We start from the raw sequence: 13,671 nt of genomic DNA, 5'->3' as shown, positions 1-13,671 counted from the left end.
GTTCCGTTACGATCCGAGGCTATCCGCGCCGGAGATAATTTCAGTAATTTCAGTGGTGATCTCCGCCTGACGCGCGTTGTTCGCCAAGCGAGTGTAATCCTCAATGAGTTCTTGAGCGTTCTCAGTAGCCGCATGCATCGCCTGTTGGCGGGACGCCAACTCGGACGCCGCCGATAGCAACAGCACCGAATAAATACGCTGATCCACGTACATGGGTAACAGCGCGTCAAACAGCTCTTGAGCGGACGGCTCAAATTCGTAGAGCGGCTCTTCGCCCGGTTCATCATCACCATCGACGACGACGAGCGGCAGCATCCGCCGCGTCTCCACCGTTTGCCGGATCATGTTTTCGAACCGGGTGTACACAACGTGGACTTCGCTGATCCCGCCGTCTTCTGGCTCGGCCAAAAAGAGCCTGAGGAACTCTTGGGCGATGGTATGAGCGGTGTCGCCGCGCGGCTTTTCAGATTCGCCAATCCACTCTCCGGCCAGTTCCACCCCGCGGAACTTGTAGTAAGACACGCCCCTACGTCCGTACACGTACAGCAGCGGTTCCTTACCTTGGGCTTCGAGTTCCTCACGCAGCCTGTCAGCTTCACGCAGCACGGACGCCGAATAGGCGCCGGCCATACCGCGATCAGAGGTAACGATCAGCAAGATCACCCTGTTCGTGTCGTGACGCTCGTTGAGCAGCGGATGCTGCTCGTCTGCATGCGAGGCAACAGTGGCGATCGACTCCGTCAGCGCGCGCGTATAAGGATCTTGACCCAGCGCGCGTTCACGCGCGGCGCCAACGCGAGAAGCCGCAATGAGCTCCATCGCGGAGAAGACCTTCTCGAGCGTTTCAGTCGCCCGGATCTTCGCCTTGTACTTACGCTGTTCGCCCGCCACTACTAGCTCCTCTTCGGCCTCACGAGGGTCTCCTGCGTCTGTTCAGCAGGCTCGACCTCGTCGGTCGGCAGATCGTGAGTCTTGTATGCCGACGTGAACGACTCGAGGAACTCTTCGGTAGCTTTCCGCATCTCCTCTTCCGTCTCGTCAGTCAGCAAGCCCGTATCGCGAATCGTGTCCAAGACACTCGTATTGTGCTTGAGGTAGTCGATCAGACCGCGTTCGAACTTGTGTACATCTTCCAGCTCGATCGAATCAAGATAGCCGTTGGTGCCAGCCCAAATCGACGCCACCTGTTCTTCCACCGGATATGGCGTGTACTGCGGCTGCTTGAGCAGTTCCATCAGACGCTCACCGCGGGTGAGCTGCCGGCGCGTCGTCGCATCCAAATCCGAGGCGAACATTGCAAACGCCGCCTGGGAACGATACTGAGCGAGCGTAATCTTCAACGTGCCCGAGACTTTCTTCATCGCCTTAATCTGCGCGTCACCACCGACACGCGACACCGAAATGCCGACGTCGACAGCCGGGCGCTGATTCGCGTTGAACAGATCCGACTGCAAGAAGATCTGGCCGTCAGTAATCGAAATGACGTTGGTCGGAATGTACGCCGACACGTCATTAGCCTTCGTTTCGATCAGCGGCAAGCCTGTCATCGAACCGCCACCATATTCGTCAGAAAGCTTGGCACACCGTTCAAGAAGCCGGCTGTGCAGGTAGAACACGTCGCCAGGGTATGCTTCACGGCCCGGCGGGCGGCGCAGTAGTAGCGAGACCGAACGGTAGGCTTCTGCCTGCTTCGACAGGTCGTCGAAAATAATGAGCACATGCTTGCCCTGGTACATCCAGTGCTGACCAATCGCCGAACCGGTGTAGGGCGCGAGATACTTGTATCCAGCCGAATCAGAAGCGGGGGATGCAACGATCGTGGTGTATTCGAGTGCTCCGTGGCGTTCGAGCGTGCCGCGCACGGAAGCGATCGTGGAGCCTTTCTGGCCGATGGCCACGTAAATGCAGCGCACCTGCTTGTTCGGATCGCCAGATTCCCAGTTTTCTTTCTGGTTAAGCACGACGTCGATCGCGAGCGCAGTCTTACCAGTCTTGCGGTCGCCGATGATCAGCTGGCGCTGGCCGCGGCCGATCGGGATCATCGCGTCAATGGCCTTGATGCCCGTCTGCAGCGGTTCGTGCACCGACTTACGCATCATGACGCCGGGAGCCTGCAGCTCGAGGGCGCGGCGTTCGGTCAGGCCGTGGATTTCGCCCAGGCCGTCGATCGGATTACCTAGTGGATCGACTGTGCGGCCCAGGTAGGCATCGCCAACGGGAACGGAAAGAACTTCCCCTGTGCGGCGCACCTCCATGCCCTCTTGGATATGTGAGAAGTCGCCTAGCACGACCACGCCGATTTCGCGCTCCTCAAGGTTCATGGCAAGCCCTTGAGTGCCATCTTCAAACTCCAGCAGTTCGTTGGCCATCGCGCTTGGCAGCCCATCCACTCGGGCAATGCCGTCTGCTGTGAGGGTCACGTGGCCAACCTCCTCACTGGCGGCCTTTGCAGGTTCGTATGAACTCACAAAGCTGTCCAGTGCAGCCCGGATCTGATCCGGATTGATCAGTTCAGCCATTCTTCTTCCTTCGCTCGATTGCGGCTAGTGCCGCTGTTATTTCCTGACGGCCGCACGCGCGCGGTTAAGCCGGCTCGCGAGGGTGCCATCAATTACGTCGTCTTTGATGTGGATCCGAAGGCCGCCCACCACGGCCGTATCGATCGATACGTGGATCTGCACATCCGAGTTGTATTTTGCGGACAGGATGGCAGTGAGCCGTTCTTCCTGTTCACGCTTCAAAGGTAGTGCGCTCGTCACTGCTGCAACCAGGTGCTCGCCCATCTCGGCTGCGGCCGCAATATAGCCCCGCAAAAGTGAGCCGATTGACCGACCCTCACGCGCAACCGCTCGCCGCAACAAGCTGACCGTGTAGGGGTTAGCTCCGGTGAACACTTCGCTTACCAGGTCCATTCGCTGCTCGGCCGTGTGGATAACGGAGGTGAACGCCAAGCGCAGATCCCGCCTCTTGCGATATATCCGCGAGGAGCGGTAGAGCTGCTGTTCGGTTTGCCCCAGCAGGCTTTCTCTGCGTGCCCCGTACAGGATTGCGTGCACCGCGAGGTCTTCAAGTGCGCGGGTTAGATCGCCCATCTCCGACCACGATTCGCGTGCCAAGCCCATCGTCAGTTCAGTGACTTCGTCAGCGACCCGGCCATCAAATATCGCCTTGGCAAGGTTGGCACGATCGTCCTCACCACGGGAGGCGTCTTCCAACGCGTTAGCCAGGGCATGAGACTCTTCGATGGTGTCGACAACAGAGAAGATCTCCTCGGCAAACTTGAGCTCTTCACCCGGCCGATTGGCCAGTAAGCCTTCCCATCTGTCACGTGCCCGAGCAAGGGCGATACGGCTACCGGAACGCATTTACGCCTCAGCTCCCTTGGCGTATTCGGGTGTGTTTTGCGCAAGCTCGTCGATAAAACGGTCGATCACCCGATGTGCGAGAGCCTCATCTTGGATGGCTTCACCCACGATGCGCCCGGCGAGGTCAGTGGCGAGCTCGCCGATGTCGCCTTCGAGAGTGCGCATCGCAGATATCGTGTCGGCGTCGATCCGGCGCTGGGCTTTGAGGATCGTGTTCTCGGCTTCAGTATTGGCACGGGTTTGTGCCTCGGCCACGATAGCTTTCGCGTTATCTTGAGCCAGTTCCCTAATGCCGGTTGCTTCCCGCTGTGCCTGCCGGATTTCCTCTTCGATCTGCGCCCGCTGATCTGCGACCTCGGCTCGTGCCAGTTCGGCAGCCTTGAGCCCGGCGTCGATCTTCTCCGCACGCTCATCAAGGGTCTCCTTAAACGCCGGCCATCCGTACTTGTAGACGGCGAATGCGACCACGGCGAAAGCAACCGTACCCCAGATGAGATCTGCGGGTGCTGGGAGGAGGAGGTGGTAATCGATATCCCACCACGCGGATGTGGTCTCAAACATGGTTATACGCCAAAGACGATGCCAGCACCGAACCCGATCAGACCGAGGGCCTCAGCGAACGCCATGGCGATCAGCATGTTCACGCGGAGGAAGCCGGAGACTTCCGGCTGACGCGCGGTAGCTTCCTGGTTCTTCGCACCGATCATGCCGATTGCGATAGCAGGGCCGAGAGTCGCGATGCCATAGCCGATTGTGGCGATGTTACCGATCATTTTTTCTTTCCTTTGTGTTAGTGACTCTTTGAAATGGACAGGGAAACATAGATGGCGGAGAGCATGGCGAAAATGTACGCCTGGAGCGCCCCAACGAACATCTCGAAGATCAGGAAGGCAATGCCTCCGAAGAGCGCGAGAGTTCCAGAAGCGATTCCTACTACTCCGGACAGCTGGAAGTACAAGAAGTGAGTGCCCACGAAGAACAGCACCAAGATGAGGTGCCCGGCCACCATGTTCATCAGCAGACGGACGGTGAGCGTGAGCGGGCGGATGATGAAGGTTGACAGGAATTCGATCGGGGTCAAAATCAAATAGATCGGCCCAGGCACGCCTGCGGGCATGAGGGAGTCTTTGAAGAACGCTCCCGCACCCTTTTCGCGAATACCGGCCACGATGAAGCCCACATAGGCAAAGATTGCGTAGATGAGCGGCATGCCGATCAGTGACGTTCCCGCGATCTGCAGGCCGGGGATCACGCCGGTGATGTTCATAAACAAAATGCCCAAGAAGATAGTCATCAGCATCGGCTGATACTTTTCTGCCTGTTCTTTGCCAATAATCTCGTGGCCGATCTGCACGCGAGAAAAATCAAGGAGCATTTCCACCACGCTCTGGCGCCGATTAGGCACGAGCGTACGGCGTTTTGCATACCAGATGAGGATCAGGGCTAGGACGACCGCTGCGATCAACCGGATGAGAATGATTCGATTGATCTCGAACGGAGTGCCCGCGAAGAAAATCGCGGGCGGATCAAATTCGTGTTCCAGCGTTGGGGGAACAAATCCTTCGCCGTCACCGGCGCGCAAGATTGGCAACGATGAAAGTGCGTAAATATTCACTGTTCGCCTACACCCCAACTTGTGCGATATAACTCAGGCCTAGTGCCGGTAGTGCGTTCTGCATCACTGCAACCTGCCTTACCAGATTACCCCAAAACCGGGGCTGTGTAACATCCTAATCACATTTTATTGCAAAGCCGAATCAGTTTTTTCGCTGGTCTGGCTCGCATCCGGATCCTCGGCGTCGACGATTAGCCCGCGTTTACGCACCACAACGGCTGACATCACCACAAGCGAAAGCGCAATTGTGATAGCGCACACACCCACGACTGTTCGGGTTTGCGCGACGCCGGAGCTCGACACCCACCACAAGGTCGCAGCGAAAATGACGAGTTTGACGCCGTAACCGGCGAGCGCTAAAGCCGTGTCATAGCCAGATAATTTCGTTCCGACTTGCACGGATATCAAGGTCACAAGATGAAGCGTGATCGTGAGCGCCCCCGCGATAAGAATCGCAGCGCGCTCGCCTGCCACAAGCAGGCATCCGAGAATTGTGACGACGCCGGTTGCGCACGCCGCCATCACCGTGGCGTGCCGATAGATATCCACCTGGCGTCGAAGGCCGCGATTACGGCGTCGCACCCTCGACCTCCCGCTTCGCGCTTGTCTGGTCGTCGTCTAGCCGCTTTGCGTGCGCGCCCTGCCGAGCCGGGCGCTGGCCGCTCCCAAATTTACTCCACGTGATAGCCACACCCACGACCACAGCAACAAGCGCTATCACCAGCACCCACGCGTACGGGAAAATCGTGTAGGCCACGCCCGAAAACGATGCAATTGCCGTCCACATGTACAAAATCAACACCGCGGTGGTGTGCGAATATCCGCGGCGTAGCAGCCTGTGATGCAAATGCCCGGAGTCCGCAGAAAACGGCGACCTACCCTGACGTAGCCGACGCAGCACCGCCCACGTGAGATCAACCAGTGGAATAACCAAAATAAGCAGCGGAATAATGAGCGGCATGAAAGCTGGCAGCGCCTGGCGGGTCTCCACGGTTGCCGGATCAATCTGGCCAGTCACGAGGATAGTGGCACCCGCCAGCACTGTCCCTAACATGAGCGCACCCGAATCGCCCATGAAGATCTTCGCAGGATGGAAATTATGCGGCAGAAAACCTACGCACGCGCCTACCAACGCTGCCAGGACTGTGGCAGCCACCGACGTGTAATCACCCGGGGAGACCTCGCGAGTCAAATAGTACGCATAAATAAAGAAAGCGAACGCGGCAATCCCCACAACTCCGGCGGCCAGACCATCCAGCCCATCTACGAAGTTAACCGCATTAGCCACGATGACGACGGCGACGATCGTGACGAACAGGGTGAGCCGAGTTGAGCCCACGGTCAGGCCAAACAACGGCATCGTTACCAGCTGCACGCCCTGCCAGGCCATCACGCCGGCCGCGAGCAGTTCGCCCGCTAGTTTCGTGTACCAGTTGAGTTCCCACACGTCGTCGATCGCACCCAAAAGGCACATCATCGCCCCGCCCAGCATGATTGCCCACACCCCGGATGCTGGCGCGAAAACCTCCCGCAAATACGGGATCTGCGAGGCAATCACTAGCGCCAACGCGAACCCAGCAAACATGGCCACCCCGCCGAGCCGGGCCACGGGCGTGCTATGCACGTCACGCTCGCGTATCTGGGTTATAGCGCCCACGCGTAACGCCAAGCGAAGCACGGCCGGCACCAACAGGAATGTTAGTGCAGCCGACATCACCATGATGAGCAGGTACGTTCTCACACGCTCACCCCGAGCACAGCGCCGATCGCCGCGGCGTCGATACCACCGTGGCGCAAGATCGCCGGAGAACCCACAACAGTCACGATGGTTGAGGCAACCGCGCTACCGCCACCCACTTGGCCGCCATCAAGGTAAAGGGTGACAGCTTCGCCAAGCTGTTGTTCTGCCTCGCTCACCGTGGTCGCGGGCGGCTGACCATGTTGATTTGCGCTTGTGACGGCGAGCGGGCCGGTTGTGCGCAGCAGTTCGAGCGCCACCGGCGAATCCGGCATCCGCAGCGCAACCGTGCCATTCGTTTCGCCCAGATCCCAGCCGATATCGGCTCGGGCAGGCACCACGATGGTCAGCGCACCCGGCCAAAACGCCTCCATCAAATCCTCCGCCTCGCGTGATAGTTCCGCGGCCACGGAGCGGGCCTGGTCCACGCCCGCCACCAACACCGGTGGCGGATTGGCACGTGTACGCGACTTTGCGGTCAGAAGGCGGGTGATCGCCGACGCTGAAAACGGGTTCGCGCCAATGCCATAGACCGTATCGGTCGGCAGGCAGATCACTTCTCCGCGGGCAATAGCACGCTCGGCAAGCTCAATCGCATAAGGATCCGTTGCGGCTACCTTCATTGCTCCCCCTTTGCCGGCCCTGTTTTGCGCGCGCGTAGCCAGCGATCTCGGCCCGTCAAATCCTGACCGGTACGTGCCCTAAACCCGGCGTCGTCTGCAGCGTCCCGAAGTGCCAGGGCTTGATCATCGCCGTGCTCCATGATGAGGATACCGCCCGGGCGCAACAACTCGTGAGCCCGGCGGATCAGGCGGACGGGAAGCTCCAGCCCGTCTACTCCCCCACCAAACAGCGCGAGCTCAGGATCGTGGCGGACTTCCGGGTTGAGCTCATGATCACCGCGTACGTACGGCGGGTTCGTCACCACCATGTCGACCTTGCCCGCGAGCTCATCCAGAGCTGTGAGTGCGTCACCGTGCACGAGCCTCACCTTGCCCCCATAAGCCGCATTGTTGCGCTGCGCCGACTCGTAGGCCTCGGGCGAGATTTCCACCGCGCTCACGTCGGCGTCCGCCTCGGTGGCAATCGATATCGCAATCGCACCCGAACCGGTACACAGGTCGACGACGACGGGCCGCCCACTGTGGCTTGCCAGCCCGCCTGCTTCTGCACGCATCTTCGCCAGCTCATCGAGCGCTGCTTGGGCCACCATTTCCGTCTCGGGACGCACGATAAACACCCCTGGGCGCGCTTCCAGCTCTAGATACCGGAAATACATTGTGCCCACGATGTGCTGAAGCGGAACCCGCTGGGCACGCAAGGCGACCAGTTTGCCGTAGGCCGCCCGTTCGGCGTCGTCGATCTGCCTGGCCGGTTCAACAGGGTGGCGAACATGCTCGGCAAGCAACCGGGCATCGACGTCGGGAGAAGGCACACCGGCGTCAGCGAGCATGCTGCTCGCCCGGCCGATCTCGCGTGCCCACATTACGCGTCAGATTCCTCCGCGGCAGCCTGCAAACGCTCTTCTTCGTCCATCGTGCGCAAAGAGTCAATGACGGCGTCCAAGTCACCTTCCAACACGGCGTCAAGATTATGTGCCTTGTAACCAGTACGGTGATCGGCGATCCGGTTCTCCGGGAAGTTATACGTGCGCACCCGTTCCGAGCGATCCACCGTACGCACCTGACTGCGGCGCTGATCAGCTTCCTTCGCAGCAAGCTCGTCGAGCTGAGCCTGCCTGATCCGCGCACGCAAAATACGCATCGCGGCCTCACGGTTCTTAATCTGCGACTTCTCATCCTGCATCGCCACCGTGATCCCGGTGGGCAGATGGGTGATGCGCACGGCCGAATCCGTGGTATTCACCGATTGCCCGCCCGGACCAGACGAACGATAGACATCGATCCGCAGATCGTTATCGTTGAGCTCCACTTCCTCCGGCTCATCGACCTCGGCGAACACGAGCACACCCGCGGCCGACGTGTGCACGCGCCCCTGGGATTCCGTTACCGGCACGCGCTGCACCCGGTGCACGCCCGCCTCATACTTCAAGTGCGCCCACACGCCGTCAGCAGGATCATCCGGAACCGACTTGGCCTTAATCGCCACCTGGACGTCCTTGTAGCCGCCCATGTCCGTCTCCGTCTTCGACAGGGTCTGTACCGACCAGCCCTTCGCCTCCGCATAACGCTGATACATGCGCAACAAATCCGCGGCGAACAGCGCCGACTCCTCACCGCCCTCGCCGGCTTTCACTTCGAGGATGACATCGCGGCTGTCATCAGGATCACGCGGCAACAGGGCGTCACGCAAATCGGCTGACGCTTCCTCAAGCTCTGCTTCCAAGCGCGGCAGCTCGCTGGCAAACAATTCGCCATCCTCACCGCCAAGATCCACAATCTCTTGAGCCTCACGCAAATCAGTCGACGCATTCACCCAACGCTCATAGCGCGAAACCACACGCCGCAACTCTGCATAGCGCCGACCAAGCGAACGCAACTTCTCCGGCTTTGCAAGCACCTCCGGCGAGGCCATCTGCTGCTCGATGTCCTTATATTCCGCTGCCGCAGCTTCCGCTGCAGGAAACTCACTCATGTCAACCCTTCCCGACGACGGCGAAGACCGCCAACCATGCCTACCTACGGTAAACGCCGGTACAGAAAACTGTACCGGCGTTTCCAAGCTCAGCTACTTCTTGCGCTTACCGTAGCGCGCCTCAAAGCGGGCAACGCGGCCACCGGTATCAAGAATCTTCTGCTTGCCGGTGTAGAACGGATGGCATGCGTTGCACACGTCAACACGCAGCGCACCGGTGGTGATCGTGGAACGGGTCTCGAACTCGTTGCCGCACGTGCACGTCACCTTGATGTCCGTGTATTCGGGGTGAATTCCCTGCTTCATAATGTCTCCTTGGATCGTTAAGCGCCCTGGGTCCGAAAAATCGGTGAACCAGAAGCCGACGTTCAATTTAACCACACGTGGCCGCCAGAGAGAAACCGGCGGCCACGCGCGATTGCTCACAATGTCTAGTCCGCGTTCGCCATACTGCGCACGATCGACATGAGGAATTCGGCGTTCGATTCCGTCTTGCGCATCCGCCCAAGCACGTAATCAGAGGCCTCCTGCACGTCAAGGTTGCCCAGCGCGCGGCGCAGGTGCCACACCACTTTGAGTTCTTCAGGCGAGAACAGTTGCTCTTCACGGCGGGTACCAGACGCGGTGATGTCCACGGCCGGGAAGATACGGCGATCCGCAAGCTGACGCGACAGGCGCAGCTCCATGTTGCCGGTGCCCTTGAACTCTTCGAAGATAACCTCGTCCATCTTCGACCCGGTTTCCACGAGCGCCGTAGCAATGATGGTGAGCGAACCACCATTTTCGATGTTGCGAGCCGCACCGAAGAACTTCTTCGGCGGATACAGCGCAGCCGCGTCCACACCACCCGACAGGATACGACCCGACGCCGGAGCGGCCAGATTGTAGGCCCGCGACAACCTGGTCAGTGAATCCAGCAGAATGACCACATCCTGGCCGAGCTCCACGAGGCGCTTGGCGCGTTCCACCGCCAACTCGGCAACGATCGTGTGATCGGACGCCGGCCGATCGAACGTGGAGGCAATCACCTCGCCCTTGACGAGGCGCTGCATGTCCGTCACTTCTTCCGGACGCTCATCGACGAGCACGACCATCAGGTGCACGTTCGGATTGTTCTTCGCAATCGCCATCGCAATCTGCTGCAAGACGATCGTCTTACCAGCCTTCGGAGGCGATACAATAAGGCCGCGCTGACCCTTACCAATCGGCGCCACCAAATCGATGACGCGCGTGGTCAGCGCCTTCTGCGTGGTCTCCAAGCGCAGCATTTCGTTCGGATACAACGGCGTGAGCTTGTTGAACTCCGGGCGCTCCGCAATCTTCTCCGGCGGCAGACCATTGATAGCGGTCACCTCAACCAGCGGGTTGTACTTGTGCTGGCGCCCGCGCCGGTTCGTCATCTGCGACGCGTCACGCACCGCACCCTGAATCGCATCTCCCCTGCGCAGCCCATAGCGGCGAATGATCTGGGTTGACACGTAGGCGTCGTTCTTGCCGGGCAGGTAGCCACCCGTACGTAGATAGTTGTTATTGCCGTCGACGTCGAGAATGCCGGCAACCGGAATTAAAACTTCTCCGGAATCGTCGTCACGTGCCGAATCATTACCGCGGCGGTTACGATCTGACCGTTCCTTCTTCTCTGACCGATCCCGTTCATTGCTCTCCGAACGTTCGGCGCGCTCGCGCCGATCCTCGTTACGGTTACGGGTGCGCCTGCTCCGGTTACGCCGCCCGCGCGGAGAATCTTCATCAGCACGCTCCTCAGCGCGGCGCTCAGCCGCATCACCAAGAGCATCCAAAGCGGCTTTCTTTTCCTCATCGGACAGCTCTGGGCCCGCCGATGCTTTCGTACGCGCCTTAGGTAGCTCAAGCTGTTCGGTGGGATCACCGTGCTGGTCTACTGGCTTGGTCTCTTTTTCCTTAGCCTTCGCAGGCGCTGACTTCTTCGGAGTTTCCTTCCCGGCTGCCTTTTCCGCCTCACGGGCAGCACGAATCGCCGTAATATATTCGGGACGGCGGGATTTTGGCGGGAGGTCAAGGCCCATGTGCGCAGCAAGCTCTTTGAGATCGGCAAGACGCATCGTTGAAATAGGGCCGGTAGGTGGCGTTGATTTTTCGCTCACGAGGTTCCTTCCTCGGTTCCGGAATACAAAGCCGGAAGTAGGTATAGATTATTCATCCACAATTTAGCGCTACGCGCAGGTAGTGATTGTGACAGATTTGCAGATCACACGCGGAACACCGCCCGCTGTGCGCTCAGGCACGTAGCCTTACTGTCAATTTAGAATCATACACACTCGGCTAAATTTTTAACACTCATTCCACGTATTGTGTGCCTAAGCTCATCACCCGGCGCTTTAGGATTCGGCAACCGCATGCGCTCCACGCACCTGTTGCGAAGGAACCGCACGGAAACCTTGCTCTTCCAAAATTTTCACCATCACCGGATCAACCTCGGCAAACAGCAGGATCGACGGGCCAGCACCGGAGACGACGGCAGGCCAGCCGGCCTCACGCAAGGCCGCGAGCACCGCGCTCGTGTGCGCCATCGAATCGGCACGATACTGCTGATGCAAGCGATCTTCCGTGGCGGCAAACAGAAGCTGGGGCGCCTGAGCCAACGCATGCACCATCAGCGCGGAGCGCGAAGCGTTAAACGCGGCGTCAACCAGCGGGACGCGTTCGGGAAGAGCCGCTCGCGCCGTCGTCGTCAGCAAAACTTCCTCGGGAATAAGCAACGTGGTCTTCACGGCGTCAGCCACCGGCAGCTGGACGGTCTGATAACCCTCCCCCTCACGCCACGACAGCGTTGCACCACCGTAAATAGCAGGCGCCGCATTATCCGGATGCCCCTCATAGCCAGCCACAATGTTGAGCACTTCAGCGCGGGTAAACTCCTCGGGCTTGCCCAGCAGTTCACGCACGAGCATGACGGCCGCCGTCAGCGCAGCCGCCGACGAACCCATGCCCTTACCCTGCGGAATACTATTGCGGCACACCAGCTCAATCCCAGACACGGGAGCGCCCACACGTTCAAACGTTTCCCGCATCGTCTGCACGATCAAATGCGATTCATCCTTTGGCAGGCTCGCATTGCCCTCGCCGAGAATCAACACGCGCGACTTGCCCGTGGTCAACGTGACAGACACGTCGTCCCACACGTCGTGCGCCATCCCCATCGAGTCGAAACCGGGGCCGAGATTGCCCGACGACGCCGGCACCTTCACTCGCGCCGTGTCCTTCACGATCCTCACAGCCCAAGAACCTCCATCGCGGCCGCCGTCGTCGGTTCAATCGGCGTGAAATCCAGATCAACATCGCCAAGCGCCGTAGCGGTATCTTTCAGCCCGTTGCCCGTCACCGTACACACGATCGTCGCCCCTTCAGGAACCTTGCCCTGCTCAGCCGCCTGAATGAGCCCAGCAACAGAAGCCGCCGACGCCGGCTCTACGAAAATCCCCGCCTCAGCAGCCAGAATCTTCTGGGCCTGTAAAATCTGCTCGTCCGTCACCCGGTCGATCCAGCCGCGCGAATCATCACGCGCAGCTTCCGCATACTTCCACGACGCCGGATTGCCGATCCTGATCGCTGTTGCGATCGTCTCCGGATTATCCACAACGTGCCCGAGCACGAGCGGCGCCGCACCCCAGGCTTGCACGCCCCACATCTGCGGAACCTTCGTGGCCACCGGCTCCATATGCAGGGCCGAATCATCCATCGAGGCGAGCGTAGTCTTACCCGCGTACTCGTTGTAACCCATCCAGTAGGCCGAAATATTGCCGGCATTCCCAACGGGCAGCACGTGAATATCAGGCGCATCACCAAGCGCGTCCACAATTTCAAAGGCGGCAGTCTTCTGCCCTTGCAAGCGGTAGGGGTTCACCGAATTTACGAGCGCCACCGGATGTTCATCGGTCAGCTCGCGAACGATCCGCAGGCAATCATCAAAATTACCATCCACCGCCACGAGCTGCGCTCCGTGCACAATCGCCTGAGCCAGCTTGCCGGCAGCAATCTTGCCGGCTGGCAAAATAACCGCACACGTCAGCCCAGCAGCCACCGCATAGGCAGCCGCCGACGCCGAGGTGTTCCCCGTCGACGCACAGGCCACCACCTGCACATCAGACTGCTTCACCTGTGAAATCGCGGTGGTCATCCCGCGGTCTTTAAAAGAGCCCGTGGGGTTCGCACCCTCGACCTTAATATGAACGTCCGCGCCTACCCGCTGCGAAATCGCACGAGCATACACGAGAGGCGTGCCGCCCTCGCCCAGGCTCACAACCGGATCGTCGTCGCCAAACGGAAGCCTATCCCGATATTCGGCAATAATGCCGCGCCACTGATGCGCCATAAAGTTC

General features: G+C 59.7%; 15 protein-coding genes. All 15 read right to left on the bottom strand.

Annotated features, from left to right (window positions below; genetic code table 11):
- Positions 1–6: 6 nt before the first annotated feature.
- Positions 7–891 (bottom strand): F0F1 ATP synthase subunit gamma, encoded by an 885-nt coding sequence (locus tag EL234_RS07315; RefSeq protein ID WP_126416837.1) that lies wholly within the window; start codon positions 889–891, stop codon positions 7–9.
- Between the two features lie 2 nt (positions 892–893).
- Positions 894–2,519, bottom strand: coding sequence for a F0F1 ATP synthase subunit alpha (gene atpA, locus EL234_RS07310; RefSeq protein ID WP_126416836.1), 1,626 nt, complete (start codon positions 2,517–2,519; stop codon positions 894–896).
- A gap of 36 nt (positions 2,520–2,555) precedes the next feature.
- The gene (locus EL234_RS07305) at positions 2,556–3,365 is read right to left on the bottom strand and encodes a F0F1 ATP synthase subunit delta (RefSeq protein WP_126416835.1); all 810 of its coding nucleotides are present in this window, start codon (positions 3,363–3,365) and stop codon (positions 2,556–2,558) included.
- Positions 3,366–3,926 carry a F0F1 ATP synthase subunit B gene (gene atpF / locus EL234_RS07300; RefSeq protein WP_126416834.1) on the bottom strand — a complete coding sequence of 187 codons (561 nt, stop codon included), beginning with the start codon at positions 3,924–3,926 and terminating at the stop codon, positions 3,366–3,368.
- Positions 3,927–3,928: 2 nt separating this feature from the next.
- On the bottom strand, positions 3,929–4,138 hold the full coding sequence (atpE, locus tag EL234_RS07295; protein WP_126416833.1) for an ATP synthase F0 subunit C: 210 nt from the start codon (positions 4,136–4,138) through the stop codon (positions 3,929–3,931).
- Positions 4,139–4,155: 17 nt separating this feature from the next.
- Positions 4,156–4,980, bottom strand: coding sequence for a F0F1 ATP synthase subunit A (atpB, locus tag EL234_RS07290; RefSeq protein ID WP_126416832.1), 825 nt, complete (start codon positions 4,978–4,980; stop codon positions 4,156–4,158).
- A 126-nt stretch (positions 4,981–5,106) separates the two neighbouring features.
- Complete coding sequence (locus EL234_RS07285) at positions 5,107–5,562, bottom strand: hypothetical protein (protein WP_126416831.1); 456 nt, start codon at positions 5,560–5,562, stop codon at positions 5,107–5,109.
- Positions 5,549–6,721, bottom strand: coding sequence for a glycosyltransferase family 4 protein (locus EL234_RS07280; protein ID WP_126416830.1), 1,173 nt, complete (start codon positions 6,719–6,721; stop codon positions 5,549–5,551). The genes EL234_RS07285 and EL234_RS07280 overlap by 14 nt, the downstream gene beginning before the upstream one ends.
- Positions 6,718–7,341 (bottom strand): L-threonylcarbamoyladenylate synthase, encoded by a 624-nt coding sequence (locus EL234_RS07275; protein ID WP_126416829.1) that lies wholly within the window; start codon positions 7,339–7,341, stop codon positions 6,718–6,720. Before EL234_RS07275 ends, EL234_RS07280 begins: the two co-directional genes overlap by 4 nt.
- A complete protein-coding gene (prmC, locus tag EL234_RS07270; protein WP_126416828.1) occupies positions 7,338–8,204 on the bottom strand; it encodes a peptide chain release factor N(5)-glutamine methyltransferase in 867 nt (288 codons plus the stop codon). Before prmC ends, EL234_RS07275 begins: the two co-directional genes overlap by 4 nt.
- Positions 8,204–9,313 (bottom strand): peptide chain release factor 1, encoded by a 1,110-nt coding sequence (gene prfA / locus EL234_RS07265; protein ID WP_126416827.1) that lies wholly within the window; start codon positions 9,311–9,313, stop codon positions 8,204–8,206. Before prfA ends, prmC begins: the two co-directional genes overlap by 1 nt.
- A gap of 93 nt (positions 9,314–9,406) precedes the next feature.
- Positions 9,407–9,619, bottom strand: coding sequence for a 50S ribosomal protein L31 (gene rpmE, locus EL234_RS07260; RefSeq protein WP_126416826.1), 213 nt, complete (start codon positions 9,617–9,619; stop codon positions 9,407–9,409).
- A 125-nt stretch (positions 9,620–9,744) separates the two neighbouring features.
- Positions 9,745–11,394 carry a transcription termination factor Rho gene (rho, locus tag EL234_RS07255; protein ID WP_126417296.1) on the bottom strand — a complete coding sequence of 550 codons (1,650 nt, stop codon included), beginning with the start codon at positions 11,392–11,394 and terminating at the stop codon, positions 9,745–9,747.
- A gap of 276 nt (positions 11,395–11,670) precedes the next feature.
- Positions 11,671–12,567, bottom strand: a complete 897-nt coding sequence (thrB, locus tag EL234_RS07250; protein ID WP_126416825.1) for a homoserine kinase — start codon at positions 12,565–12,567, stop codon at positions 11,671–11,673.
- Positions 12,564–13,664 (bottom strand): threonine synthase, encoded by a 1,101-nt coding sequence (gene thrC, locus EL234_RS07245; RefSeq protein ID WP_126416824.1) that lies wholly within the window; start codon positions 13,662–13,664, stop codon positions 12,564–12,566. Before thrC ends, thrB begins: the two co-directional genes overlap by 4 nt.
- Between the last annotated feature and the right edge of the window lie 7 nt (positions 13,665–13,671).

The sequence above is a fragment of the Trueperella bialowiezensis genome (assembly GCF_900637955.1).
GTDB classification, from domain to species: domain Bacteria; phylum Actinomycetota; class Actinomycetes; order Actinomycetales; family Actinomycetaceae; genus Trueperella; species Trueperella bialowiezensis.
This window is presented reverse-complemented; position numbering and strand designations above follow the sequence as displayed.